The organism is Ignavibacteria bacterium, assembly GCA_017302895.1.
In the GTDB taxonomy this organism is placed as follows: domain Bacteria; phylum Bacteroidota; class Ignavibacteria; order Ignavibacteriales; family Ignavibacteriaceae; genus UTCHB3.
In genome coordinates this window covers 273365-299542 of record JAFLBV010000001.1, presented here as the reverse complement: position 1 = coordinate 299542, position 26178 = coordinate 273365, and the positions used below count along the sequence as shown (strand labels likewise).

Here is a 26178-nt window from a genome sequence, read left to right as displayed (position 1 = left end):
GTTATTTTTGGTTGGTTAATTGTTGTCGGTTTATTTTCCCTGCCTCGTTTTTGGGGAGAGCCTGGAGGAATTCAATGTGTTTAGGAATTTTATATTTTGCAAGTCCCTGTTTGCAGTAGCTGATAATGTCTTCAGCGGATAATTTATGATCCTGATTAAGAACGATAAAGGCTTTCCCTGTTTCACCCCATCTTTCATCCGGAACACCAATGACGGCACATTCTTTTATTGCAGGATTCTGATAAAGATATTTTTCAACCTCTGATGGATATACATTCTCACCGCCGCTTATATACATGTTTTTCTTCCGGTCAACCACAAAAAAGAATCCGTCGGAGTCTTTTAACAGAATGTCTCCTGTATGAAACCATCCATCGGTGATTGCCTCAGCGGTTTGCTTCGGTTTTCGCCAATAGCCTTGAGTAACTACAGGTGATTTCAGCCACAGTTCCCCGGGAGTATCAATCGGGAGTTCATTTCCTTGTTCATCAACAATTTTTGCCTGAATATAGGTATTTGGAAATCCTATTGAACCTTTTTTACTTATCGCATGATCGTGATGTAGTGAAAAACAATTTGGACCCACTTCGGTAAGACCGAAACCCTGTCTGATCGGAATTCCTTTTTTGTGCCAAAGATTTATCAGAGGAATCGGCATCGGCGCACCGCCAACAATGGCAAATCTCACTGAACTCAGGTCAGTTTCCTCGAAGCGTGGAGAATCAGATAACATCTGAAGCATTGTCGGAACACCAAAAAGAAGAGTTGTCTTTTCCTTCTCCATCAGATCGAGAATAGTATCAGGTTCGAAAGAATTTAATAATGTATGTGATCCACCGACAAAAAGGAACGGAGTTAAGAGAACATTCCACCCGCCTGTATGGAAAAACGGAGCGTAGCTTTGTGTATGATCCGTATGCGTCAGATTTAACCGCAGGACAGTATTAACCGCATTCCAGAAAAGTTGTTTATTTGTGATTATGACTCCTTTTGAAAGGCCGGTTGTCCCGGCTGTATAAAGGATCATTACCGGGTCTTCAAAGTCAGCGACATTTTTGAACTGCAATTTTGTATCTGAAAATTCATCCGTCAAAAATGTGTTTATGCTTTCCATTTCAATTTTATGTGGAATCGGTTCGAGAGTCGTAAGTGCTTTTACTTCACCGGAAAAAACCGACTCATGGATAAAAACCGATGGTTCCGCATCGTAAATAAGAGTATCAAGCTCTCTCGGAGTAAGTCTGAAATTTAACGGAACGAGTATCATTCCGGCTTTTACACAGGCAACAAAAAGCAGTATAAATTCTGCTCTGTTTTTCGAGTAAACAGCGATCCTGTCTCCTTTTTCGAGTTTGAGATCATAAATGAACCAGTTGGCAAGTGCGTTTGCACGACAGTTGAAATCGTAGTAGTTCCATTCCTTCCCTGTCGAATGCTCCCTAAGGAAAAATTTATCGGGCGAATATGTCGCCCATTTACCGCACCAGTCGGTTTCCAAAAACTCTTTCATTTCTTTCCTCCCGGCAATTTTTGAAACAGAAGTGCCAGCAAACATGAAATAATAATCGCTACAGCAGCAGCCACTCCCGGATTCTCTCCTGTGGCAACAGTGAATGGAACAGCAATCTTGCCATAATACATTGTAAAATGAACTGCGACTGCTGCCACAGATGCAACCATCACACCGGTTCTGTTAACATTTTTGACAAACATACCGAAAATAATCGGCACAAATGCCGCTGAAAAATAAGCATAGACGCCATTTTGTGCAAAAATGGCAACACTCAATTTCGGGTTAATTAACTGATCATATGTCAGCAATATTGAGACAACTGCGAGGATTGCTATTACTCCCCTGTTTATTAGGATCATCTTTCTTTGGTCAGGTTCAGACTTGAAGTATTTGTCGATCACAAAAGGCTTCAGAATATCCTGTGTTATTGTACTTGAAAGTGACTGAATCAGTCCCTCAAGTGTGGAAATTCCGGCAGAAATCAGTCCTAAAACCACAAACAACGAAACAAAAACCGGGAAAACTGTTACTACATAGGCAGGAATAATACCGTCGGTTTTCAGGGCAATCTCTCCTGCTTTCAGTTCAGGGAACTGTAACCTGGCGTAAAGTCCGACAAATACAACGAGGAAAAATATCCCCTGGGCAATTGCACCACTTATCAGATAAGCTTTCACCCCTTTCGGATCTTTTATCAACAATGATTTTGTAATTATGTGGGGTTGGCATACTATCGCAGCCCCGATCACAATTTGTGCGATAAATATCTCGAAGAAATCCCTGAAAAGAAAACTTGACTCGTTATAGACCTGAACCAGTTTTCCGTCGATGTTTCCAAGTTTGTCTATGAAACCGCCTATTCCATCATTGAAATAATGATAACCTGATCCGAGCATGATAAATGCCACAAACAGCATTATTATTGCCTGGACGGTATTGGTATAGACCATCGAATTGGCACCACCAAACATCATATAACCAAAGACAAATATTACTGTTCCAATGAGAACATATATTTCGGGTACATCAAGTGTTTTAGCAATCACTTTTGTGAGTCCGACTGCTATCAGCACAATAAAAGTCAGGAGCAGAAGTGATAAAACTGCAAAATAGAGTCCGAATCCCTTGCTTTCATACTTCTTACCCATCCACTGTGCGAGTGTACCCGCCTTAACTGAGGAGCCAAATTTTCTAAATCCAATCGTCAGGACAATCAGCGAAATTATAGCAGCCGCCGGATAAACCAGTCCGTAAGAAATAAATCCGCTGATACCATATGTCGCCACAAGACCGGGATTAATAACGAAAGTAGCAGCGCTTGTCATCGAGGCAGCAAGTGCAAACCCGACAGTCCATGGAGGGAAATTTACACTTCCAACTGCATAGTCATCCATCGATTTGACTTTGAGCGCACCTCTGATTACAAAGAAAAGAGTCACAGCGATATAAGCCGATATTAAAACCCAACCCGCAGTTACAAGTTCACTTGAGGCAAGTCCCATTTCGTTTCTCCTTTAGAATTTTACCAAAGCTGACGCAAATGCAAGACCGCCACCTGAGCCAACGAACATCAGATAGTCGCCCCTTTTAATTCTGCCCGATTTGTACGCTTCATTCAAAGCCATCGGAATACATGCAGAACCAGTATAGCCGTAGGTCGACATTATAACTTCACCTTTGTCTCGTGACACGCCCAGATTGTCGAGTGTCTGCCAGATTGAATTGATATTGATCTGAGTAAAGAAATATCTGTCAACTTTATCCGCAGAAATTCCTTCCTTTTGACACGCTTTTAAAACCATCTTTGTCCAGATTTCAGGATTCAGCTCTTTTGGGAATTTTTTCACAAATTTAAGCAGGTGATCCTTATTTTCCAGGACTTCAGAAGTTAACGGATATTTAGTTCCACCGGCATAAATTCCCATCCACTCGTTGTATTGCCCGTCCGAGAAAAGTTCTCCGTTAAGGAAACCTTCACCATCGTTTGAAGATGTCAGGACAACCGCTCCGGCACCATCGGCAAAAAGGGTTACAGTTTTTTTATCATGTAAATCAAGGAATTTACTCATTGCATACCCGCCAATCACAAGAACGGTATTGCAATCCGGGTCCCCGGCAACAAATTTTGCTGCAGTATTTAAAGCTGTAACAAAACCCGCACAAGCGGTATTAATGTCGAATGTTCCGGCATTGACGGCACCAATTCTGTGTTGAATGATTGATGCTGTGGACGGTGACACGAATTCGGGAGTGTCTGTCGCAATTATTATCAGATTAATGTCAGCCGGTAAAATCCCGGCATCCTTGATTGCTTCCAGAGCCGCTTTTTCGCAAAGATCGGCTGTGGACTCATTCTCCGAACACCATCTGCGTTCTCTGATCGTAAGGTTTTCTCTCAACCAGGTGTCGACATCTTCTCCGAGAATATCGTTGAAAAATTGATTCGTCACCACTTTTTCCGGTGCAAAGGCACCAATACCTGCAATTCTGGCTTTTCTGATCATCTTCTTACATCACCAGTCCACCGTCGACACTAAGGACGGTTCCATTTACATAATTGGATTCATTAGAAGCGAGGAAAAGATATGCGTTTGCAATATCTTCAGGGGCACCAAGCCTTCCGAGTGGAGTTTTTTCAACAAGCATGTTAATTACTTTTTCAGGAATTGTACCCACCATCTCGGTGGCTATGAATCCGGGAGCTACAGCATTAACACATATTCCTTTTCTGCCAAGCTCTCTTGCCCAAACCTTTGTCATCCCGATAACTCCTGATTTTGTGGCTACATAGTTTGTCTGACCAAAATTTCCGTAGAGACCGACAACAGACGAAGTGTTGATGATTTTGCCCGATCCTTTTTCAATCATTACATTCATGACTGACTTTGTGCAGTTGAAAACACCGGTCAAATTTACATCAATTACCATCTTCCACTGTTCGGGTGTCATTTTGGCGAGACTCGCATCACGGGTGATTCCGGCATTGTTAACAAGGATGTCAATGGTCCCGAGAGTCTCAACTGTTTTTGCGGCAGCTTCGGTTGTTGAATTGAAGTCTGTCACATCCACCTTTACAAACAGAGCCTTTTTACCCTCATTAGTAAGGGAAGACACAAGTTCATTTCCAAGTTCTTCATTTACATCCCAAATTGCAACGGCTGCGCCTTCTTCAGCAAATCTCAGAACTGCTGCTTTCCCGATGCCTCTTGCGCCACCGGTGACGATTGCAACTTTGTTTTCAAGTCTTTTCATATTTTTTAATCTCCATTTTTATCGTTTGAAAAATTTAAAACGAAAAGAGCGCAACCTTCCATGAATATTTTTCATTTAATATTCAGAGTAGAGTCTTTTTCTCTCTTCTTCCCACTCGGTTTGAAAATTCAAATAATGAATTTCCATCAATTTGTAAAATCTTTCCATCTCTTCAAGCCGTCTAGCGGTAACACTGTTTTTCTCGAGATCCGCATCCTTTGCCATATCTCTCAGAATACCTGCGATTCTTGTATTATTCCGGATAAGATCAAAATTATTAAGAAATGCGTTCTCGAATATTTCGGGTTCGATCTCGTAATAATCTTTTCTGTTGTTTTCAGCTACCCAGGCTTTCCTGATCAGCTTTTTGTCGCGAAGTCGCCTGAGAATCTGGCTGACGGGGCCCTTGCTTCTGCCGAGTTGATCGCAAATATCGTCGAGAGAAACAGGTTGCGGACTGAATATTAGCAAAGCTACTATATGACCCATCAGCTTGTTCAAGCCGAAAGCCTTGTAGGCATCGCCAAAGCGACGAATCATATCATTTTTTATCTGTTCGTTTTCTATCATTGAGTTTTTAACATTTCAAAAATTTGAAACGATTAAAATTAAGCAAAAGATAATTCCTGTGCAAGAAAAAAATCAGACGATGTACTTTTTTATCGTATGGATGAGACTGTCACGCTTAAACGGCTTGGCAATATAGTCGGTGCACCCCTCACTCAGGAAAATTTCCCTGTCACCCGGCATCGCAAATGCTGTGATGGCAACGATCGGCAAAAGAGCAAACCGGGGAATCTTACGAATAAGTCTTGTAAGTTCCACGCCATCCAGACCTTCCCTGAGGTTTATATCCATGAGGATGGCAGCAAATTTTTCATCCCCTTCCAAAAGTCTTAATGCCTCTTCTCCATTTCTGGCATGCTGTACTTTACAAATTTTTGCAAGATGCATCGACACTATTTCAAAAGGTGTATCTTCATCGTCAACATACAGAAGTGTAGCCAACTTGTCGGAAGAAACCGTTAATTCCTCAACTGAAGTGCGGGTTACTGTTTTTCTTTTTTTGGTCGAGGTTGACTTCGGTAATTTCAACAGAAATGTCGTTCCAATATTTTCTTTGCTTTCAACTCGAATTTTCACTCCGAGGAGATCACAAAGTTTCTTTGTTATGGTCAAGCCGAGGCCTGTTCCTTCAAAATTACGCCCCATCCCCTCACTAACCTGTCTGAATTCCTGCCAGATCAGATTCAGATTTTCCGGTTTTATCCCGATTCCGGTGTCTGCAATTGCAATCTCTACAAATTCGGTTTCATCCTCGTCCACAACAGAAATTGAGATGGTCACACTTCCGTTAAGTGTATATTTAAGAGCATTGCTGATTATATTGTTAAATATTTGAAAGAATGCTCTCTCATCCGAGTAGACTGTAACCTGTTTGTGATCAGATTTTAACTCGACTGACAGGTTCTTTTTCTTTGCAGTTTTATCGTTCAGTCGGATTACTTCTTGTGCAAGGGTCAACAGATCAAAATCGAACAAATCGAAAGATTGCTTTTCCGCTTCAAGTCTTGAATAATCAAGAATCAAATTCAGAGTCTCGATTAATCTTTGAGCTCCCGAATTTATAATTTTTGCCATCTCGAGAATTTCAGAGTCCGTGGCAACTTCTTCCAGAATCTCTGCATATCCAAGTATACCTATCATTGGAGTTCTGAGCTCATGGCTCATGTTAGCCATCAGATTGGCTTTGATTCTGCTCAGCTCCTCTCCTTTTATTTGTGCATACTTTATTGTCGATTCGATCAGTTTTTTGTCGGTAAGATCGATTCCAATTCCGATCAGGAGACCGCTTGACAACCGGATGTTTGACCAGATTGAATCAAGATATCCACCGTCATGTTTTCTCACACGGAATTCTTCCCATGCAATTTCTGCCCGAAGCATATAATCAGCAGCCCGTTGTCTTTCTCCTTCATCGGGATATGCCTCCTCCATCAGATTAATCCTGTTGATCAGATCGTTCGAATAACCCGTCTTCTTTTCAAACTCGGCATTGACCATTGTTACATTAGTTTTCGGGTCAAACCGGGTAATCATAACTGGAATAGTGTTGATTATCCTCTCAAACAGCTCCTTCTGTGCTGCGAGTTGCTGCTCGTCTTCTTTTCGGATTCTTTCGCTCTCTACATGTTTGAGCACAAAGGAAATATCACCCGATATCTCATTTATCAGGTCTATCTCGCTTTTATCAAAAAAACCGGGCTCTTTCGAAAAGAGTTGAAGAATAAATCTTACTTCTTCATTAACAACCACCGGGAAAATACCAAGGGAACGGAGTTCATACTGATTGATGACAGAATTTTTGATCGAATTAAAAATCAATTGCTTCTTGTGAGTAAGAATATTCTCTCTTACCATCGGCTCATCCAGGTAAATAAAAAGATCTGATTCAGGGATTCTTTTTTGATCATTACCAAAAACAAATTTTTCCGGCTCTGCTGTCTTGAAATGACAGGGACACAGGAGAAGGGTTACAAGATCAAATTCGGCAGTTTCAAGGAAAATGGAACCAATCGTTTGTATCAGAACCGTTTCCTCTTCGATAGTCATCAGACTTCTGTTTACCATGCTCAGAACTCTGTATAACCTGTTAAGTTTTTCAAGTTCATTCTCGTAACGGATAAGATGAGAAACATCTCTTATCGAGCACAGGTATGACTGTCTGAGATCAAATTCAATGGGGGTGACTCTCAATTCACCGGTTTTGATTTCATTGGTACCGGTCAAAAGATTGATTATTGATTTGGTGCCGGTTACTACCGGGAATCCGAATTCTCTTCCAATCAGTGAAGTCTTTAACCTGAACATCTCTTCAGCCGCCGGATTCGAAAAGATGATAATCCCATCCTGATTGACTACAAGCATCGGATCAGGATTTTGCTGAATTACCTTGTTTAATTTTGCTTCCGATTTTTTGACAAGATTTAGAGCCATCACATGATCGGCGTAAACCTGGAACTGTGCGAGGAAGAGCTTGGCGGGGAGCGGACGGGTTAGATATGCATCGGCACCTGATTCAAGTCCTTCGACCTGATGGTCGCTTTCTTTAAGGTATGCGGTTATCAATATTACAAATATGTTATTGGTAAGGGTATCCGCTTTTAGGATTTTGAGGAGCTCAATGCCTGAGAGATCCGGCATTTCGATGTCGAGCAAAATGATATCGGGGAAGATACTCTGAGCCATTCTCAAACCATCTTTTCCCCCAACCGCAGTGAATGTTCTAAATCCTGCCTTCTTGAGAGTATATTCCTGACTCTGAATTAAATCAGGATTATCGTCAACAATCAGTACCGAGATAGCTTCGTTCTTCATTTCTGTTTCTAATTTCAATTTACACTTTTATTTCAAGTCCGAGTAATACCTTTTGAGTATCTGTGAGATCACCAATAATCCTTCTTACGGGAAGAGGAAGAATTTTTATCAGTGTCGGAGTTGCAAGCACCTGATCCTGCTCGGCAAGTTCAGGACTGTCCAAAACATCTATGATAAGAAGTTCATATTCATCATTAAATTTTGATTTACAAAGGTTTTTCAGATTTGATACTGCCTGTTCCGAGCGGGTGGTTTTACCGGTTATGTAAAGTTTTAATTGATATTTCCTCATTCTATTCCTCTGCCAGGGGTAATTCCACGGTAAAAGTCGATCCTGTTCCTACTTCACTTTCCACTGAAATTGTGCCGCCGTGACCTTCAACTATTTTCTTTACGATCATCAATCCCAATCCGGTACTTTTTTCACCCCCGGTACTTTTCACACTCGTTTTGGCAAAAGGTTTGAAAAGTTTTACAATTTCATTCGAAGGAATCCCCTGCCCCTGATCTTTTACCACCAGTCTCGCTTTGTTCAGGTCTCTCATAATAGCAACTACTGTGGTGGTGTTTTGGTTTGAGTATTTTACAGCGTTTGTTAAAAGGTTGGTGATTACCTGATCGATCTTGTTCAGATCTGCGTATAGTTGAAGTGATTGCTCCGAGGAGATAAAATTTATGAAGATATTCTTTTTTTCTGCAAGCGATTTATTCAGATTCACTGAATCCCTTACAAGTTGTACAAGATCAAACCGGGTTTTGTTCAAATTCATCTGTCCTGACTCTATACTGGAGATATCCAGCAACTCGGTCACCATATTGAGCATGAACCGCGACAAAGAATCAATTTTTTCCAAAAAACTGACTGCTTCCTCTGAGAGTTTTTCTTTTTCCTCCAGAATAAATTCTGAAAGATTCATGATAACCCCGAGTGGATTGCGTAAATCGTGAGCAGCCATGCCCAAAAACTGATTTTTTAATTTATTCAGAGCCTCGAGTTCATGGTTTTTCTTGGCAAGTTCTCTCTGAATATTAACCAGATCGTTATTCACTCTGCTCAATTCTTCATAAAGGACAGTCTCTATTACCCGTTCCTTTTTATCCTCGGGGGCCAACTGTGCCTTAAACAACTGACGGAGCATATTGGTTTGGTCGTTATTTATCGACATCATCTGAGACATCATGTCATCAAAGTTTGCCCTGTGATTTGTTCCCAGGATAATGATTTTGTTGTCGATCTTCACCGAACTGAAAAAAAACTTGGCTGTTTTTTCTCCACTAATAATGGATAGCTGTTTACTGAAGGATGCACCAACAGATTTGGTTTCAACGAAAAACTCTAGGACTTTGGAGATATCCTCGTTCGAAAATATATCGATTAGAAGCCGGTCAACAAAACGATCGTTTTCAAATCCGGTATTGTTTATCTCTACCGATAAAACCCGTCCGGAAATATCACAAGTGAGTACAAGTCCGGTATTTTCCATAATGTCTGTTTCTTTTAGTTCAGAACAAAGCCGTTAGCTAATTCGATGGCACCTTTTGCATCTTCTGCGAAGCCATCGGCACCGATTTCTTTCCAAAGATTTTTTGCGATCTTAAATGGATAACCTCCGACAAGAATCTTTATATTCTCAAATCCGGGGGTGTTTTTTACTTTGATAATAAAATTCTCAACATCTTTTATATGGTAGGTCATTGTCGCAGAGATTGCGAGCACTTTGGCATTGTGGTTCTCAAGTGCCCTGAGAATGCTGTCAACCGGGGTATTCGCACCAAAATAGTAACTGCTCCATCCCTCCATTTCAAAAAAATCAGCGACCATTCTCGCACCAATTTCATGGAGTTCGTTGGCTACACAACTGACGACAATATTTCTGTTGATTAAATTGTCATAATTGAAGAGAAAAGGATAAAGTTGAGACATTATAAGTTGGGTCGCGGCTGTTACAAAATGCTCATGGGTTACGGTTATTTTGCCCTTCTGCCAAAGAAGTCCCGTCTCAAGCATTGCCGGTTGAAAAACATTCAGATAGATATCTTTTATGGGTGGCCCGAATGATACATGTTCATAACAATGTTCATCGCCGATCTTCTGTCCCCTTTTAATAGATAGTCGAGATATTCAGCAGCTTTTTCCTTAAGAGGATTTTCTTCACTAAAATAACTGAATTCAGCAGACAAATTCTTTCTGAATGCAGCAACACCATCGTCGAAAACTGTAGCTGTCACCGGAAATTCCTCTTCGGACAGAAATTTCTTCAAATTCTCCCGCAACAGGTCGAAAAAACGATACGACTCGTCATTTACAATATATAGAGAGGAGAAAAATATTTTTGCCCATCTCATGTACTCGATAAACAATTCGGGCTGGGAAAGTCTGACAGCTTCTGCGAGATAGCTGAGCTTGTATTCGCAGTCCTGCAGATAAAGATCGATGTGCCTCTGAGTGTAGCTGCTCTTGAAAGATGGAGATACCTCAAAATGGTTGTCCAATACCATCCGGGAAATTATTTTTTTGTTTTCCTCGAGTTTCCTGCCGATTTGATTCAAATGTTCTTTCATTTCGGATTACTCAGTCTGTTTTATTGCTGTAGGATACTCGGCATAAAAAGTTGTGCCCTTTTCACTTGACGATTCAAAATAGACTTTTCCCTGTAAATATTTTTCAGAAAGAAGCTTCATGCTGTAAGTTCCAAGTCCTCTTCCTTTTCCCTTGCTCGAAAAAGAACGGTTAAAAATCTGAAGTTGTACGATGCTCGGCATAAAAGAACGATTATTAACGGAAAAAATTATTCTTTCCTCTTTTTCCACACACGAAACTGTTATCACAGAACCGGCAGGATCCGCTTCAAGGGCATTTTTTACCATGTTTCCAAGAACTCTCCCAAGCAGACTTCGATCATTGACAACCTCAATGTCAGTCATTTCACCCGGAACAAGTGATTTCCCTTCTGCAACAACATGATTTTTGTATAACTCGATTGTCTCCTGAACCATCCTGGCACTGCTGAATTTTACGGGCCGGATGTCGAGTTGTCCACCTTCAGCAGCAATAAGCTGTTTTTGAGCCTGTATTTCTTCGATGAGACGATTGGACAGTTCTTCAATGCTTTCACTGAAGATTTCAAGTTCATCCGGTTCGGCTTCCCTGAGAATCTGAGTGTAACCTAAAATACCGCCGGCAGTGTTGAGTATGTCGTGAAAGAAAATTCTTTCGAGAGCCTGTCGCCTCTTTTCATTGGAAATGTCAGCAACAGTGAATACTGTAAAATCCTCTCCCTCAAGCGAAAGTCGAGTCGATTTCACACGCAAGTCAAGCGCTGTACACCCGTCACCTTGAATAATCCTGCATTCCTGAACATCTTCATACTGCCCGCTCTGTGAATTGAGAATGGATATAACCGCCCCGCAGGTTTTGCAAAATTCAGATGTTCCACATCCTGCTTCATTCTCGAAAGCATGCTGGCAATTAATCGCCTCACCGGGTCTGAAGCCCCTTTTCAAAAAATCGTCTTCGGCAGCAAGGTACTTCAGCAGGCTCTTATTTGCAAAGACTATTTCCCGCTCTTTATTTAGTATCATGACAAATTCGGGGATGGCGTGCAATACAGAAGTTATATCTGAATGAGACTCAATTTTATTAATTTGAGCCAGAAGTATGTGATCTGGGGTTCGTTCGGGAGGAGCGAACGATGTTTTGAGTGCGGTACTCATAATTGTCTCGTTATTTAAATTATCTCTACTTCAAGTTAAAATAATTTTAACTAATATTCAAGCATTTTCAGAGACTATAAGTATTTTTTTACCTTTTCCGCTGCTGGTTTTGAGTTTTTAAAGCAATCACCGATTGAAATACCTTCCCTGAAATTACCTGAAAATAACAGTCCGGGGTTTTCCGTTTCAATTTTATTGAAATAGATATCGTGAAGGTAATATCCAAGGTTATACTGAGGTATCGCTTTATCCCACATCCTGGATTTGGAGAATACGGGTTCTCCGGAAATTTTCATGATGTGGCGTAACTCCTCAATCACTTTCGATTCGATTTCTTTACCAAAGCGTCTGAACACATCAAAGTTCTTGGCACCACCAATAAAAACAGTGAAGGCAGCAAGATTCGAATTGCATCTGTTTTCAAAAATTACAGAACTCCAGATGGCACCAAGAAATATCTTCTTCTCCTTGCTCGGAATCAGAAACCCAAATCCGTCAAGAGGAGTCCTGATTTCACTCTTTTTGAAAGCGACGAAGAGTACTTTTACAGGTGGATGGTAGATCTCTCTGAAATGAGATGAAAGATTCTGATCAAAATCGGCAAACACATCTGCAGAGACATGTGCTGGAAGAGTCGAGAGGAGTATGTCGCATTTGATAGTGTGAGTGGTACCGTTCTTCTCGTAGGTAACGGAATATCCGTTCTCCTCTTTAGTCACCTTAGAAACTTTACAGTTGTAGTTAATTCTGTCAGGAAATTGTGCAGCTATTGTGTCAGGAAGAATCCCCATCCCCGAACGGAAAGAGAACATTTTCGCACTCTGTTTCGACTCTTCATTGCGGGCTTTTGCCTGTTTCCGCTCTCTTGCGCCTTTTATCACACCTTTGATGAGTCCGCCATATAGCTCCTCCAGACGGTAGAGCTTCGGAAAGGCTGATTTGACACTCAGTTTCTCTGCGTCCCCCGCAAAAACACCCGATACGAATGGATCGATCGCATAATCAAGAAATTCCCTGCCCAGTCTTCTTGTAACAAATTCGGCGAGGCTCTGATTGTAGCCATCCTTCGATTTTCCAACAAACGGTTCTTTCATCACTCGAATTTTCGCCATTGGTGAGAAGAGCCTTGTTTTAAGGAAAGCGCCGGGACTGGTTGGCAATGGCATCAGTTCATCATTTTTAAGGATGTATCTTTTATTTGAGGTCTCACTTGCATAAATCATCTCATCATCCAGCCCAAGCTGGCTGACCATTTCTCGAATGTAGGGTGAAGTTTCGAGTCCGCTGTTGGGACCAAAATCCATCAGAAAGCCATTTTCCTTCTCAGTCTTGATACTTCCGCCCGGTTTGTCACCCGCTTCAAGTATGGTGAAATCCACTTTATCACGAAACAACCAGTGTGCGGCTGTAAGGCCTGAGATTCCTGCGCCGAGTATTACTATATTTTTCATATCAGGGGTTCAATATTTCTTTTTTTCCGGTAAGTTCGGATAAAACAAGTTCGGCAAGACCTTCCACAAAAGTCTTGGAGTCGTTCAATCCGGTCATTACTATGTAATTTTCAATTTTTGCTTCTTCAGCATTATGGCGGTATTCGATGTCCAGTTCAAATGAAGTCTCTACATGATCTGAGACAAAACTTATCGGTACTACCAGCACATCCTTCACTCCCTTGCTTCCGAGCTCCATTAGTTTGTCGTCTGTGGCCGGTTCCAGCCATTTTACAGGACCTACTTTACTCTGAAACGAAAGATGATACATGTGAGAATAACTCCTGAGTTTCATTACCGTCTCCATGGTGTTCCTGATTTCACCGCTGTACGGATCACCTTTTTTAACAAGACTGACCGGTGTGCCATGTGCACTGAAAAGTATGTTCACCATATTCCTCCGTTCTTCGGGGAATCTCAAGAGACATTCATCGATTCGTTCATTGATCGCTTTAACATAAAGCGGCTGGTTGTAGTAGTTTCGGATATATGCAACCTTGGACATATCGCCTTTGTACACCCGTTTCCATTCATTGAATGATGAACCTGTCGTGGTGATTGAGTAATGAGGGTAGAGAGGGAGCAAGATAACCTTGTCATAGTTACCTGCAGCAACCTTTTGAGCTGTCTCTGCTGTGAGTGGATTCCAGTAACGCATTGCCGTGAATACATCTATGGAAAAAGATAATTCTCCGCTTTCAGAAGAATATATTTCCCTAAGTCTTGTTTCAAGCATAGATCTTTGCAGTTCGGTCCATTCGTTGATAGGTGACTTTCCCCCAATCAAATGGTACTCTTCCGCAACTTTCGGGGCTCTCCTCTTCGAAATAATCTTTGCAAAAAGTTTCTGCCCGAAAGGGAGATTAAATATATCGGGATCGCTAAACAGATTGCGAAGAAATGGTTCTATCGCATCCATCGAGTCGGGACCACCCAGATTCATTATTACAACAGCTATCTTGTTCATATTTTTCAATTCCTGATCATTTTCATCATATGTATTAACTTATACCGTTCTTGAATATCTTCCCTGGTCTTCTTTTCGTTCGATGAAACCGTCAAATTTCATGGCAATATTCCTGATAAGAAGTCTGCCTTTGTTGGAAACCTGAAGTCCGTTTTCATTAATTGTGAGGAGACCGTCCTCTTCCATCCCTTTCAGGTTTTCAAGAGAGCCGGCAAAATATTCTTTGAAATTTATATTGAATTCCTTCTCAAAGTTTGAAAACTGCAGTTCAAAGTCGCACATCACTTTTGTGATAACCTCTCTTCTCAGGAGGTCATCGTCCGTAAGATAGATACCTTTGTGAACAGGCAGTTTTTCATCATTTAGAGCATCAAAATACTCTTTTTCCTTCTTCAGGTTTTGGGCATACACTCTTCCGATCTGACTGATGCTGGTAATTCCAAACGCATAAAGATCGGCACCGGCATTGGTACTGTATCCCTGGAAGTTTCTGTAAAGTTTTTTGTCTCTGAGAGCAATCGCCATTTCATCGGTTGGTTTTGCAAAGTGATCCATACCGATAAACACATAACCTGCCTTCACAAGTTCTTCAATTGTCTGTTGCAGTATCTCGAGTTTTTCCTCAGGTTTCGGAAGGTCTTCCTGTTTTATGAGCCCCATATGTTTTTTCATCCAGGGGACATGTGCATAATTGAAGACGGCAATTCTGTCGGGAGAAATATCAATGACCGCTCTTACAGTTTTGAGAAAATCTGCTTTGGTCTGGAACGGAAGACCGTAAATCAGATCAAGATTGATGCTTGAAAAACCAAGCTCCCTCACCCAGTCAACCACCTGCCGGGTCATGCTTTCAGGCTGAATTCTGTTTACCGCTTTCTGAACCTCGGGAGTGAAATCCTGTACTCCCATTGAAATCCTGTTGAACCCGCCGTTTCTTAACGCTTCGAGGTGGGCTCTCTCGAGACCTCTCGGGTCAATTTCACATCCGGCTTCGATTGAAGGATCAATCTTGAAGGAAGTATTGATATAAGAGACGAGGTCAAATATTTCATCCGGGTCAAGGTGCGTTGGTGTTCCTCCGCCCCAGTGCAACTGGGTTACAGGTCTGTCTACATCAAGATAGGTTCTTAGCAGGTCGATCTCGTTCTTGACATATTTTATATACTCTTTTATTCTGTCTCTGTTCCGTGTAATAATCATGTTACATCCGCAGAAATAGCAGAGTGTATCACAGAACGGAAGATGATAATAGAGTGAAAGGGGTGGCTTTACTGCTGCAGTATTCGTCCTTACTATCTCGTCGAGATAATTGTCAGCAGTGAATCCATCGTGAAAGTGAGGAGCAGTCGGGTAGCTGGTATATCGGGGTCCCGGCTGGTCATATTTTTTTATAAGGTCTATGTCAAAATCGAGTTCAAACATTTTAAGTCCAATCAGTTATGATATTTATGGCTGTCGCTCTTAATATAATCAACAAGAGTCTTAAGATTTTCTGGTTTTACATCCGGAAGAATTCCATGTCCCAGATTGAAGATGTGGCGGTGCCCCGAATCAAGGGATGCAAGAATTTTGTCCGCTTCTTCTCTTATGGTTTGTTTCGGTGCGTAAAGAATTGTCGGGTCCATGTTTCCCTGCACAACCGCACGGTCACCGATTTCTCTTTTGACCGCTGCAAGGTCAACCGTCCAGTCGAAACTGTAACCATCGGCTTCAAGTTCTGCAAGTTTTGAAAAATTGTAATTCACTCCTTTGGCGAAGACGATAACGGGAGCGTGAGGTTTTAACTCATCGACAATTCTTTTAATATATGGCTTCGAAAATTCCTCGAACTGTGATGGTGAGAGAATGCTTCCCCAGGTATCAAAAACCTGAACAGCATCAGCACCGGCTGCAACCTTCGCTTTAAGATACCCTATGATGACATTTGTCAGCATGTCGAGTATCTTGTGAGCTGATTTTCTCTCGTTGTAAACAAATTCTTTAATTTTGCTGAAATTCTTGGATCCCTTCCCTTCTACCATGTATGTTAGGAGAGTCCATGGTGCACCTGAAAAACCAATAAGCGGCACCCTGCCGTCAAGTTCCTTTGCAGTAAGGGAAACAGCATCCATTACATATTTAAGTTTGTCAATCGGGTCGAATTCCGAGATCCTTGCAAGGTCAGCCGCATTTCTTATCGGGCTCGGGAAAACAGGTCCTGTCCCCTCATTCATTATAAATTCAAGTCCCATCGCTTCAGGTATTACCAGGATGTCTGAAAAAATAATGGCAACATCAACCCCGATTATATCAACGGGCTGAATCGTCACTTCAGCAGCAAGTTCAGGGGTTTTACACATGGTAATGAAGTCGGCTTTCTCACGGACAGCCCGGTATTCAGGAAGGTATCTTCCTGCCTGTCTCATCACCCAGATTGGAGTTCTTTCAGTTTTTTCCCCTCTCAGGGTACGAAGAAAGAGATCGTTCTTAAATATTTTCAAAATTTATTCTCCGAAATTTTATTTTTCAATTCAATCAATAATGTTTCCAAAGTATAGACGGAAGGGACAAGAAAAACCGGATATCCGCTCTTTTCTATTACTTCGGCAGTTACATCCCCTATGGCACAAGCCGGATACACTTTTAATGCCTGGTCTGCGAATTCACCAAACACCCTTAAAAAATTCTTAAATGTTGAGGGACTGGTAAAGATCAAATAGTCCGGTGCAAAATGTGTCAGATACTCCCTGATCGACTGATATTCATCCTGTAAAGGCGGATCATTTTTGTAAACGATAACTTTTTCCACTTCAGCCCCGAGTGCTTCCAGATTGTCTGCCAATGATTCTTTGGAAAGATTACCCACAGGCAGAAGAATCTTTTTGTTCCCAATGCTCGCCTTGCTCAAAAAATCCACCAGTCCGTCAGCAGTAAAAGTAGCAGGGATTATCACTTCGTTTTCCGGAAAATATTCCAGCACCTTTTTAGCTGTTTTTTCTCCGACACATGCTATGGAAAGAGACTTAAAATCCGACAGGCTTATTCCAAGTTTATCCATTATTTGGACTGTGGAATAAAGTGCGTGCACAGAAGTGAAGATTATTATCTCAAATTCCCCTGTTCTGGCAATTGCATCAACTGATGAATCATTGATCACCGGAGTCATTCTAATCAGGGGGATGTTTCTTCCATCAAACCCATGTTTCTGAAAAAGTTCAAGTGTTTCATCAGACTCTGATTCAGCCCTGAACGAAATAACGAAAGGTTTTCTCACAACCGGATTGGAAGCCAATATCAGGAAATCCTGTCAATTGTGGCAATTATTTCTTTCCCACCATCGTCAAACATGTCTTTGGCAAGTCCGATGCCGAGTTCTTCAGCTTCGAATTTGCTGCCTCTTACATATCCTCTCATCGCCTGTGTCCCGTCAATTGTCCCAATATACGCCTTCAGGAAAAGTCCGTTTGGTTTAGTGATAGCATGAGCGGCGATCGGCACCTGACAACCTCCTTCAAGTTGACGGAGAAACGCTCTTTCAGCAGAAACCGCAGCGAAGATATTATTATCATGCAGGCAATCGACTATTTTCATCGATTCCACATCATCTTCACGGGTTTGAAGCCCGAGTGCACCCTGACCGACTGCGGGTAGCATCAAATCAATCGGAATGATTGAGGATATATGTTCTTCCAGCCCAAGTCTCTCAACTCCTGCTCTCGCAAGGATAATGGCATCCCAATCGCTGTCGAGAAATTTTTGAATTCTGGTTGGTACATTTCCCCTAAGTTCGGCAACTTTAAGATCGGGTCTTAAATTTAAGAGCTGACTCCTTCGTCTAAGCGATCCTGTTGCTACAGTTCCGTTTTCAGGGAGTGAATCTATTGTCGTCCCCTTTTCACGGGCGATCAGTACATCGTTTACATCATGTCTTTTTGAAACTGCAGCCAAAGCGAGTCCCTTCGGCATGTTTGTTTCCAGATCCTTCAGAGAGTGAACAGCGAGGTCAACCTGTCCTTCAAGAAGTGCTGTTTCAAGTTCTTTCGTAAAAAGTCCCTTGTCACCGATTTTTGAGAGTGCGACATCCAGAATCTTGTCTCCCTTGGTGTTTATGTGAATTACTTCCACTTCGATACCAGGGTGATGTCTCATCAACTCTGATTTTACATGTTCAGTCTGCCATAAAGCAAGTTTGCTTTGTCTTGTACCAATTCTAATTTTCATAAAAAAAAGTATCTCTATTTATTAATCTTTTTTGATTTCTTCGTTAATGCCTTGTGGTTCAAACAGACTTGAGATAACGGAAGTGTAGTTCGCTACTTCCTGATAATTCAGACCGCTTTCCGCCACCTGTCTTAGCCTGATCGTAGGATTGTGGAGCAAACGCCCGACAAGCCTCTTTGTCATGTCATCAAGCTTTTTGAGGTCATCCTCATGAATTTTGTGTCTTATTTTTTCAATCTCTTCCTGTCTGATATCCTCGAAGAAATCACGAATTTTTTTAATGGTCGGTATTACTTCAAGGGTGTTGTACCAGCTAAAAAGATTCTGCATCTCCTCAAGAATGATATTCTCTACTGCAGGAATCTCTTTTTCCCGCCTCTTGATGTTCTGATCGATTATCTTCCCAAGGGAATCGATATCATTATAGAACACACCATCAAGTTTTGCAACTGCAGGGTCAATGTCTCTTGGAAGTGCCAGGTCCATCAAACAGACGGGCGTCCCCCTTCTTTTCTTAACTATCGCCTTAACCTCATCAAGATTGATAATTACTCCCGGAGCGGAAGTCGCGGAAACAATTATATCAAAATTGTGCAAATTCTCTTTAAGGTTTTCGAACGGGACTATTTCACCATAAACTTTTCTTGCGAGCTCCTCCGCCCTTGAAAGGGTTCTGTTCGCAATTGCTATTTTTCCGATCCCTTTGTCCTTCAAGTGAACTGCCGCCAGTTCACCCGTCTCGCCTGCGCCTATCACGATTGCTGATTTGTTTTCAAAAGAGGAAAAAATCTTTTCAACAACCTGAATCGCTGCATAACTCACTGATACCGCGCCTTCACCTATTGCAGTTTCGGATATGCTTCTCTTTCCCACTTTTACTGCGGTATCAAAAATTCTCCTCATTACCGTTCCCGCAAAATTCATGTCAATTGCGAGTTGGAAAGCCTCTTTCATCTGGCCGTGTATCTGACTGTCACCAAGAATCAAAGAATCAATGCCTGAAGTGACACTAAACAGATGTTTAACAGCACCACATGAGAAAAAGTTGAGGAAATTTTTATTCGACAGCCCCTCCACTTTTTTAAAATTGAGAAGTGCATCCTGAATCTTTGCTATATTCAGGTCGTTCTCAACCGGTAACCCGAATATCTCTGTTCGGTTACAGGTGGATATTACAAATCCGTCAGTAAGATATTCTCTTCTGAGGACATCCATGAACTCGGTTATCTCGTTCTTCGAAAGGTGAAGTGCCTCTCTCTGTTCGATGGATGCTGTATGATGATTTATTGAAGTACCAATCAGGTTCATATTGAATCTCCGGTCAAACCGGGAATAAAATTTTTATTTGTTAAATTGATGGAAACTTGACCCCAGGATACCGGTGATCCCAAGTGCTATGATTGCAGCTACAAAACCGGTTATCGAGTAGATCATGAATTTTTTACCGTAAAGACCGGTTGTGAAACGGGTTACGATTCCAATCCCGTATATGAGCCATACTGCTCCGGTAGAGAGGAGTTTTGGATCGAGAAGGCTAAAATTCGGAAATGCCACAGGTAACCAGATCGTTCCGATCAGTATGGCTATGGTAAGAAGAGCAAATCCCACAAAAACCGAATTTACTGCGAGTTTTTCGAGCATTTCAAGACTCGGAAGCCTGTTGAATATCAACCCGAACTGATTAAGTTTGATTTTCTTGTACTGCACGGTAAACAAAATGGCATAGACCGCAGAAATGGTAATGGCTGCATATCCGAACAGTGCCGAAATTACATGCAAGCCAAGAAGTCTGTTCTTTAATACGGCAGGAACATCAACCAAATCCTGTATGAAAAGTGACGATATGGTTTGAAAAACGAGTGAAAACAGAATGATGAAAGAACCGGTTGCTCTTATGTCTGAAGACAACTCGATCAGAAAATAGGAAAAGGCGACCGAACAAGCCAAAACTGTGAATATTTCAAACTTTGTTGTAATTGGCGGATGGTCAAAATGAATAGTCCACAAAAGAAGATATACAGTGTGTATGATCAGTGTTACGAATAAAAATATCCTCTTCACATTGTGCAATACAGGTTTATCTTTGAAAAAATCGACGAGATAAACGGAAAATATCACAGCATAAAGGATCGGGAGAGAATAATTTAGCAGGTGAATGGTCTCAAGCATTGTATGTTTGCCGGGCTTAAAAAATATTTATTTGTACTGACAAATATACGAAAAAAACCTTTTATTTGGGTTTGTTCTTATACTGTCATTTATTAAATTTGTGGACATTTTCTTAAATTATTTTTTTAATTTAGCATCTAAAATAACTTATAATTTTTTAAATATCATAACCAAAAAGAGAACCGGAAGTACAATGAAAAAAACAATCCTGGCATTAGTTACCATAGCCTTCATTTTTGCAGGCTGTGGCGGCAAAGAAACACCAAAAACACCCACAAAAGGGAATGAAGCTGCTGTAATGGCTGTAAGAGGCGGAGAAATTCTTGAAATTATTCAAACCTCTGCTTATACATATATGAGAGTTAAAGAGGAGTCGGGCGAAATCTGGATCGCTGTTCAGAAAGTGGACGCAAAAGTCGGCGAAAACCTTTACTTTACCCAGTCAATGGAAATGAAAAATTTCGAGGGCAAGGAAGCCGGAAAAACTTTTGAAAGCATCCTTTTCGTAAATGATCCTGCCAAAGACAAAGCTTCGTTCGGCGGTCAGGTCGGAAGTGCAACCGAACTTCCTGCAGACTTCAAACATCCTGAAAAAGAAACAGCACCACAGGAAGCAGTAAAAGTTGAAAAAGCTCCCGGTGGAGTTACCGTTGCTGAAGTCTTCTCGAAAAAGAATGAGCTGAAAAACAAATCAGTCAAACTGAGAGGAAAAGTAATGAAAGTTAACGCCGGAATTATGAACACCAATTGGATTCATATTCAGGACGGAACTGCGGCCGGAAAAGAATACGATCTTACCATCACCTCAGGTGAAGTTCCGGAAGTTGGAAAAACCATTCTCATCGAAGGAAAGGTTTCTGTCGATAAAGATTTTGGCGCCGGCTACAAGTATGATGTGATTATCGAAGAAGCAAAAATTCTCGAGAAAAAATAATCAGGTTTCCCAGTTTAAGTAGAATCTTAATCTGAATTTTATGAGGCTGTTACGGTAACATTATCCGGCAGCCTCTATTTTTTTTTAATTCCGGAGATCACCCTATACCGAGTTCCCGTTTGATTCCGGCTATCTCTTCTTTGAGAGTCTCAACTTCAAGCCTTAATAACCTCACTTCATCCTCGATGAGAGGCTTGTAGGCAACTTCGAAGGCATCTTCACTTTTCTGAATCTCGGGCTGCCCGTAGAAAAGATGCATGTACTTTAATCCCCTTCCCCGCGTTCCCGGAACCACAGAGCAAAGAGGATCCTCTCTCGAAGTGAGCTTTGCAACTGTCTCCTCCACCGCTGTCAGATCGTTGAAATCATAAATTCTTTCACATCTGTTTTTTATCTCTCCTGAGGTTTGTGCACCCCGCAGCACAAGTATACAGATGACAGCTTCTTCGGGAAGCAACACTGAAAGCTGTTCCGTCAACAATTCCCGGTACTTTGGCACTTTGATCCCCGCCCCGGTGACCCGAATAACAAGTCTTTTTTCGCGAAGCTGCTCGATACACTTTTCAATTTGATCCTCGGAATACTCCGTTACAGGATCCCGGTTGCTTTTCTGATTGCATGCGTTTGTGATTGCGTTCAGACTCATCGGATAATACTCCGGAGTGGTATGCTTTTTCTCGATCAGTGAACCGAGAATTCTGACTTCGATTGCTGAAAGTAACATTCTCTTTTTTCTTTTTGTTTGACTTTTAAAGTTAAGGAGTTTTCGTAAATTACAGATTGATTTTTTATGATTAATCCTTTTTAAAAACTTATTCGATTAATAAAGAAAAGAGACTTCTGAATGACGAATGTAAAGATGTTTTTATTGTTAGCTCTTCTGATGAGCCAGGCAGCATTTCCACAATTGAACAATTTCCTTGTAAAAACCTCTGACGGAGAACTTCAATTCCTCGTTTACGGTGAAACGGTTAATCCTTTTGCCCCTTTCGACGGTCCCGGATCCATCCAAAAAGTAAAGAAAATTTCCAAACCGGTGGTTACCGACAAGGTATTGAGCCTCGACACTTCGAAAATGGATTTCAAAATCTTCGAAACATCGGTTCAGGGTATTGCGGGTCTGAAATTTTACTATTTCGACAAACAGGAAATTTATCTCATTAAACTGAATTTTGAGAACGACAAATCCTTTCAAAATTTGCAGCAGTTTCTGGGAACCCTCTTTCAGGAATTAAAAATTGTAAAAGCTGAACCGGGCTTAAGTTTCAGGAAAGCACAATACAAAGCTGATGTTACAGGGACCGGAGCAAAGACCCCACTCACTGTCTCTGCCCTTATAGATACAAGAGCCGGTAAGAAGGAAGTGATATTTGGATTTACAGACGAGCCGGAAGTATATTCAAAAGTGGCTGAATTTGGATATCCCCGAATCGAGGTTGATCTTAACGCCCTTTCTGAACAAAAACTTTTCGAATACTACAATATCATGGCTTCGGAACTTTACGAGGTGGTGACGGATGCTCAGGCATACTACAAAAAAGACAAGGCAAGTGGTGGTGGCGGAAACTCTTTTGTTGGTTACCAGATCCCCGCTCAGATGAAAGAGACTCAGAACTGCATTTTCAGCATTGAATCGGTAACTCCGGGTGAAATAAAACTGATTGCCACATCAAAGCTAAAAGTCATGGGGCAGGACGGACAGAACCCGCTTAAGGTAAGATTTACCACAAGACCCGATGATATGCAACCTGAAGTGGCTAACTGATTCCCTGTTTTTTATAGTAAATACCGTGTTTTTGAGGCTGTCTTTTGAGGCAGCCTCTTTTTATTTTAAATGATTTTGAAAAATTACATGTATTTACCCCACTGTTTGAATCCTTTTCGATACTTAATGCATCGGATTAATACGGAAAGGAAATAATTATTAATGGAAATTATCACCCTCTTAATCGCGTTTATCGTTGGAGTTGTTATGGGTTTGACGGGTGCCGGAGGATCGATCCTCACTGTTCCTGTCTTTGCATACCTTCTCAAACTTGATGTATTGACGGCAATAACATATTCCTTGTTCGTTGTAGGGGCTACTTCGCTGGTAGGCGCAATCAGGAACATAATATCACGGAATATCGACATTAAACCTGCACTCTATTTTGCAGTGCCTTCTCTGGTAACGGTGGTCGTTACACGCGCAGTAATTGTTCCTCTCATTCCTGAAGTATTGCTTTCTGTCTCCGGTTTTCAGATAACCAGGCAGAATTTTCTATTGGGGCTTTTCGCCATAATGATTATTTACGCCGGAATCTCCATGCTAAAGAAAAAGGATTCTGAAAAGTTAATTGCGCAAAACAACCTTCGCCTCTTTATTCAGGGTGCGATTCTTGGGGTAATCATGGGACTTCTCGGTGCCGGTGGCGGCTTCATGATTGTCCCCGTCCTTGTTCTTTTTGCAGGTATGGAGATGAAAAAAGCGATCGGAACTTCCCTGCTGATAATTTCGATAAATGCAATGAGCGGCTTCTTCGCAGGATTTTTAGCGATACAACAAATCGACTGGGTACTGCTGATCAAATTTTCTCTTCTGATGATCGCAGGTATCCTGACCGGCGGATATTTCACACCAAAAATTGATACTGCTACACTAAAAAAGGGGTTTGGATACTTTATACTGATAGTAGCTCTCTATATGATTCTGAAAGAGTTCATCCTGTAATTCACCCGGCAGAGTAACGCTTCCGGCGCACCGGGTATCTGAATAGATTTTATTAAAAACTAAAGGAAACAAAATGTTAAGAAATCTTTTTTTTGGAAACAGCAAGGTTAAAAACCTTTCTGCAACGGAATTTCATGACGGGTTCAAGAGCGATCCCGACGCAGTCGTTATCGATGTAAGAACTTCAGGAGAAGTGGCTGCCGGATACATCCCGGGTGCAAAACACATCGATTTGATGTCTGCGGGTTTTGCAGGTCAGGTTGAAAAACTTGATAAAAACAAAAGCTACTACATCTACTGCCGAAGCGGAAACAGAAGCTACCAGGCAGGTTTGATGATGACGAAAGCCGGATTCGAAAAGGTTTTCAACCTTTCGGGCGGCATCATGAGCTGGAAATACGAAACTAAAAGATAAGGAGTTGAAAAATGTTCTTTAAACATATATACGAACCCGGACTTGCCCACGCCAGCTATATTGTTGGTTGCCAAAAAACAGGTGAAGCTCTCGTGATCGATGCAAAAAGAGATATCGAAGACTATATAAAAATTGCCGAACAGGAAAAATTAAGAATCACTCATATTGCGGAGACTCACATCCACGCTGATTTTCTCGCCGGTTCACAGGAACTTGCTGAAGTCACAGGAGCAAAACACTACTTATCGGATGAAGGTGGTGCTGACTGGCAGTATTCATTTCCCCATGTTGGATTAAAAGATGGCGATTCCTTCATGGTGGGAAATCTTAAGATCGAGGTGATGCACTCACCCGGTCATACACCTGAACATATTTCATTTATTCTAACCGATACCCCCGCTTCCCCACATCCGGTTATGATTTTTACCGGTGATTTTGTTTTTGTCGGAGATGTCGGAAGACCTGACCTCCTCGAAAAAGCTGCAGGAATTGCAGGCACAAAAGAAGCAGGTGCCCGTCAGATGTTTCATTCCCTGAAGAAGTTCAGAGCCCTGCCCGACCATCTTCAGGTTTGGCCGGCTCATGGAGCAGGTTCTGCTTGTGGAAAAGCTCTAGGGGCCGTTCCTTCTTCAACGGTCGGATATGAAAAACTCGTAAACTGGGCATTCAAGATCGAAGACGAAGACAAATTTGTTGAAGCACTGCTTGAAGGACAGCCGGAACCTCCCAAGTATTTCGCAATGATGAAAAAACTGAATAAAACCACAAGACCGCTGCTTACCCGCGTGCCTGAACCCCGTAAATTAAATACTGAGGGAATGCTCGAAGCTCTCAAATTTGGTACCCGTGTCATTGATACAAGGAATAAACTGTCATTTTCCGGTGGCCATATTCCCGGAAGCATCAACATACAGGATAATTCCGCCTTCAGTACATGGGCAGGCTGGATACTCAATTATCAGGATCCGTTTATTCTGGTTGCTCCATCTCTCCGGATTGAAGCCCTTACAAAAGCATTGATAAGAATAGGACTCGATAACATTTACGGCTATCTGGAGGATGTGGAAGAACTTGCAGACTCAGGACTTGAGCTGGAAACGCTGCAACAGTTCACATGTAAGGATCTGGAGGATCACAGAGATGAAATTTTTATTCTCGATGTTCGTAACGAGTCTGAAAGAATTGCTGCAAGAATCGAAGGTTCTCATCATATCTTTGCAGGCTGGCTGACAGAACATGTCGGCAGTCTGCCTTCGGACAAGACTATCGTCGTCCATTGCGCCGGGGGTGACAGGTCTGCAATAGCTGCAAGCCTGTTGATGTCAATGGGTTTTGAAAATGTTGCCAACCTCACAGGCGGTATCAATGCATGGATTCAGAGCGGACACCCCGTATTAAGCGGAGTCGAACTTGAACCGGTTGTATAAAATTCCGCC

Annotated in this window: 25 protein-coding genes; 5 read left to right on the top strand and 20 right to left on the bottom strand. The window is 41.7% G+C overall.

Features of this window, described 5'->3' with window-relative positions:
- Position 1 precedes the first annotated feature (1 nt).
- The 19 genes from J0L60_01170 to ccsA form a co-directional block, all read right to left on the bottom strand.
- Positions 2-1510, bottom strand: coding sequence for a long-chain fatty acid--CoA ligase (locus J0L60_01170; GenBank protein ID MBN8544715.1), 1509 nt, complete (start codon positions 1508-1510; stop codon positions 2-4).
- Positions 1507-3015: a sodium:solute symporter gene (locus J0L60_01165; GenBank protein ID MBN8544714.1), complete on the bottom strand. Its 1509-nt coding sequence runs from the start codon at positions 3013-3015 to the stop codon at positions 1507-1509. Before J0L60_01165 ends, J0L60_01170 begins: the two co-directional genes overlap by 4 nt.
- 12 nt (positions 3016-3027) lie before the next feature.
- Positions 3028-4017 carry a ketoacyl-ACP synthase III gene (locus J0L60_01160; protein MBN8544713.1) on the bottom strand — a complete coding sequence of 330 codons (990 nt, stop codon included), beginning with the start codon at positions 4015-4017 and terminating at the stop codon, positions 3028-3030.
- A gap of 4 nt (positions 4018-4021) precedes the next feature.
- The gene (gene fabG, locus J0L60_01155; GenBank protein MBN8544712.1) at positions 4022-4765 is read right to left on the bottom strand and encodes a 3-oxoacyl-ACP reductase FabG; all 744 of its coding nucleotides are present in this window, start codon (positions 4763-4765) and stop codon (positions 4022-4024) included.
- A gap of 75 nt (positions 4766-4840) precedes the next feature.
- Entirely contained in the window at positions 4841-5335 is a 495-nt protein-coding gene (locus J0L60_01150; GenBank protein ID MBN8544711.1) for a MarR family transcriptional regulator, read from the bottom strand.
- Positions 5336-5407: 72 nt separating this feature from the next.
- Positions 5408-8143: a response regulator gene (locus J0L60_01145; protein ID MBN8544710.1), complete on the bottom strand. Its 2736-nt coding sequence runs from the start codon at positions 8141-8143 to the stop codon at positions 5408-5410.
- Between the two features lie 19 nt (positions 8144-8162).
- The gene (locus J0L60_01140; protein ID MBN8544709.1) at positions 8163-8435 is read right to left on the bottom strand and encodes a circadian clock KaiB family protein; all 273 of its coding nucleotides are present in this window, start codon (positions 8433-8435) and stop codon (positions 8163-8165) included.
- 1 nt (position 8436) lies between these two features.
- On the bottom strand, positions 8437-9627 hold the full coding sequence (locus J0L60_01135) for a HAMP domain-containing histidine kinase (GenBank protein ID MBN8544708.1): 1191 nt from the start codon (positions 9625-9627) through the stop codon (positions 8437-8439).
- Between the two features lie 14 nt (positions 9628-9641).
- The gene (locus J0L60_01130; protein MBN8544707.1) at positions 9642-10151 is read right to left on the bottom strand and encodes a cobalamin-dependent protein; all 510 of its coding nucleotides are present in this window, start codon (positions 10149-10151) and stop codon (positions 9642-9644) included.
- Between the two features lie 32 nt (positions 10152-10183).
- A complete protein-coding gene (locus J0L60_01125; GenBank protein ID MBN8544706.1) occupies positions 10184-10705 on the bottom strand; it encodes a hypothetical protein in 522 nt (173 codons plus the stop codon).
- Positions 10706-10711: 6 nt separating this feature from the next.
- Entirely contained in the window at positions 10712-11857 is a 1146-nt protein-coding gene (locus tag J0L60_01120) for a HAMP domain-containing histidine kinase (GenBank protein ID MBN8544705.1), read from the bottom strand.
- Between the two features lie 74 nt (positions 11858-11931).
- Positions 11932-13308, bottom strand: a complete 1377-nt coding sequence (gene hemG / locus J0L60_01115; GenBank protein MBN8544704.1) for a protoporphyrinogen oxidase — start codon at positions 13306-13308, stop codon at positions 11932-11934.
- A gap of 1 nt (position 13309) precedes the next feature.
- Positions 13310-14314, bottom strand: coding sequence for a ferrochelatase (gene hemH, locus J0L60_01110; protein MBN8544703.1), 1005 nt, complete (start codon positions 14312-14314; stop codon positions 13310-13312).
- Between the two features lie 39 nt (positions 14315-14353).
- A complete protein-coding gene (gene hemN / locus J0L60_01105; protein MBN8544702.1) occupies positions 14354-15736 on the bottom strand; it encodes an oxygen-independent coproporphyrinogen III oxidase in 1383 nt (460 codons plus the stop codon).
- An 11-nt stretch (positions 15737-15747) separates the two neighbouring features.
- Positions 15748-16788 carry a uroporphyrinogen decarboxylase gene (hemE, locus tag J0L60_01100; protein ID MBN8544701.1) on the bottom strand — a complete coding sequence of 347 codons (1041 nt, stop codon included), beginning with the start codon at positions 16786-16788 and terminating at the stop codon, positions 15748-15750.
- A 2-nt stretch (positions 16789-16790) separates the two neighbouring features.
- Entirely contained in the window at positions 16791-17585 is a 795-nt protein-coding gene (locus tag J0L60_01095; protein MBN8544700.1) for a uroporphyrinogen-III synthase, read from the bottom strand.
- Between the two features lie 2 nt (positions 17586-17587).
- Positions 17588-18514, bottom strand: coding sequence for a hydroxymethylbilane synthase (gene hemC / locus J0L60_01090; GenBank protein MBN8544699.1), 927 nt, complete (start codon positions 18512-18514; stop codon positions 17588-17590).
- Positions 18515-18535: 21 nt separating this feature from the next.
- The gene (locus tag J0L60_01085; GenBank protein MBN8544698.1) at positions 18536-19822 is read right to left on the bottom strand and encodes a glutamyl-tRNA reductase; all 1287 of its coding nucleotides are present in this window, start codon (positions 19820-19822) and stop codon (positions 18536-18538) included.
- 33 nt (positions 19823-19855) lie between these two features.
- Positions 19856-20683, bottom strand: a complete 828-nt coding sequence (ccsA, locus tag J0L60_01080; GenBank protein ID MBN8544697.1) for a cytochrome c biogenesis protein CcsA — start codon at positions 20681-20683, stop codon at positions 19856-19858.
- Between the two features lie 193 nt (positions 20684-20876).
- Here ccsA and J0L60_01075 point away from each other — a divergent pair, with 193 nt between their 5' ends.
- Positions 20877-21617: a DNA-binding protein gene (locus J0L60_01075; GenBank protein ID MBN8544696.1), complete on the top strand. Its 741-nt coding sequence runs from the start codon at positions 20877-20879 to the stop codon at positions 21615-21617.
- Between the two features lie 97 nt (positions 21618-21714).
- Here J0L60_01075 and J0L60_01070 read toward each other — a convergent pair whose 3' ends face one another.
- Complete coding sequence (locus J0L60_01070; GenBank protein ID MBN8544695.1) at positions 21715-22341, bottom strand: YceH family protein; 627 nt, start codon at positions 22339-22341, stop codon at positions 21715-21717.
- Positions 22342-22461: 120 nt separating this feature from the next.
- Here J0L60_01070 and J0L60_01065 point away from each other — a divergent pair, with 120 nt between their 5' ends.
- The 4 genes from J0L60_01065 (at position 22462) to J0L60_01050 (ending at position 26169) form a co-directional block, all read left to right on the top strand.
- Positions 22462-23382, top strand: a complete 921-nt coding sequence (locus J0L60_01065) for a hypothetical protein (protein MBN8544694.1) — start codon at positions 22462-22464, stop codon at positions 23380-23382.
- 162 nt (positions 23383-23544) lie between these two features.
- Positions 23545-24327, top strand: coding sequence for a sulfite exporter TauE/SafE family protein (locus J0L60_01060; protein MBN8544693.1), 783 nt, complete (start codon positions 23545-23547; stop codon positions 24325-24327).
- Positions 24328-24400: 73 nt separating this feature from the next.
- Positions 24401-24742, top strand: a complete 342-nt coding sequence (locus tag J0L60_01055; protein ID MBN8544692.1) for a rhodanese-like domain-containing protein — start codon at positions 24401-24403, stop codon at positions 24740-24742.
- Positions 24743-24753: 11 nt separating this feature from the next.
- Positions 24754-26169, top strand: coding sequence for an MBL fold metallo-hydrolase (locus J0L60_01050; protein MBN8544691.1), 1416 nt, complete (start codon positions 24754-24756; stop codon positions 26167-26169).
- Positions 26170-26178 lie beyond the last annotated feature (9 nt).

What these genes read in the sequence shown, in the direction of transcription:
- J0L60_01170 (MBN8544715.1), bottom strand. Translation starts at nt 1,510, where the DNA reads ATGAAAGAGTTTTTGGAAACCGACTGGTGCGGTAAATGGGCGACATAT.
- J0L60_01165 (MBN8544714.1), bottom strand. Translation starts at nt 3,015, where the DNA reads ATGGGACTTGCCTCAAGTGAACTTGTAACTGCGGGTTGGGTTTTAATA.
- J0L60_01160 (MBN8544713.1), bottom strand. Translation starts at nt 4,017, where the DNA reads ATGATCAGAAAAGCCAGAATTGCAGGTATTGGTGCCTTTGCACCGGAA.
- fabG (MBN8544712.1), bottom strand. Translation starts at nt 4,765, where the DNA reads ATGAAAAGACTTGAAAACAAAGTTGCAATCGTCACCGGTGGCGCAAGA.
- J0L60_01150 (MBN8544711.1), bottom strand. Translation starts at nt 5,335, where the DNA reads ATGATAGAAAACGAACAGATAAAAAATGATATGATTCGTCGCTTTGGC.
- J0L60_01145 (MBN8544710.1), bottom strand. Translation starts at nt 8,143, where the DNA reads ATGAAGAACGAAGCTATCTCGGTACTGATTGTTGACGATAATCCTGAT.
- J0L60_01140 (MBN8544709.1), bottom strand. Translation starts at nt 8,435, where the DNA reads ATGAGGAAATATCAATTAAAACTTTACATAACCGGTAAAACCACCCGC.
- J0L60_01135 (MBN8544708.1), bottom strand. Translation starts at nt 9,627, where the DNA reads ATGGAAAATACCGGACTTGTACTCACTTGTGATATTTCCGGACGGGTT.
- J0L60_01130 (MBN8544707.1), bottom strand. Translation starts at nt 10,151, where the DNA reads ATGCTTGAGACGGGACTTCTTTGGCAGAAGGGCAAAATAACCGTAACC.
- J0L60_01125 (MBN8544706.1), bottom strand. Translation starts at nt 10,705, where the DNA reads ATGAAAGAACATTTGAATCAAATCGGCAGGAAACTCGAGGAAAACAAA.
- J0L60_01120 (MBN8544705.1), bottom strand. Translation starts at nt 11,857, where the DNA reads ATGAGTACCGCACTCAAAACATCGTTCGCTCCTCCCGAACGAACCCCA.
- hemG (MBN8544704.1), bottom strand. Translation starts at nt 13,308, where the DNA reads ATGAAAAATATAGTAATACTCGGCGCAGGAATCTCAGGCCTTACAGCC.
- hemH (MBN8544703.1), bottom strand. Translation starts at nt 14,314, where the DNA reads ATGAACAAGATAGCTGTTGTAATAATGAATCTGGGTGGTCCCGACTCG.
- hemN (MBN8544702.1), bottom strand. Translation starts at nt 15,736, where the DNA reads ATGTTTGAACTCGATTTTGACATAGACCTTATAAAAAAATATGACCAG.
- hemC (MBN8544699.1), bottom strand. Translation starts at nt 18,514, where the DNA reads ATGAAAATTAGAATTGGTACAAGACAAAGCAAACTTGCTTTATGGCAG.
- J0L60_01085 (MBN8544698.1), bottom strand. Translation starts at nt 19,822, where the DNA reads ATGAACCTGATTGGTACTTCAATAAATCATCATACAGCATCCATCGAA.
- ccsA (MBN8544697.1), bottom strand. Translation starts at nt 20,683, where the DNA reads ATGCTTGAGACCATTCACCTGCTAAATTATTCTCTCCCGATCCTTTAT.
- J0L60_01075 (MBN8544696.1), top strand. Translation starts at nt 20,877, where the DNA reads ATGAAAAAAACAATCCTGGCATTAGTTACCATAGCCTTCATTTTTGCA.
- J0L60_01070 (MBN8544695.1), bottom strand. Translation starts at nt 22,341, where the DNA reads ATGTTACTTTCAGCAATCGAAGTCAGAATTCTCGGTTCACTGATCGAG.
- J0L60_01065 (MBN8544694.1), top strand. Translation starts at nt 22,462, where the DNA reads ATGACGAATGTAAAGATGTTTTTATTGTTAGCTCTTCTGATGAGCCAG.
- J0L60_01060 (MBN8544693.1), top strand. Translation starts at nt 23,545, where the DNA reads ATGGAAATTATCACCCTCTTAATCGCGTTTATCGTTGGAGTTGTTATG.
- J0L60_01055 (MBN8544692.1), top strand. Translation starts at nt 24,401, where the DNA reads ATGTTAAGAAATCTTTTTTTTGGAAACAGCAAGGTTAAAAACCTTTCT.
- J0L60_01050 (MBN8544691.1), top strand. Translation starts at nt 24,754, where the DNA reads ATGTTCTTTAAACATATATACGAACCCGGACTTGCCCACGCCAGCTAT.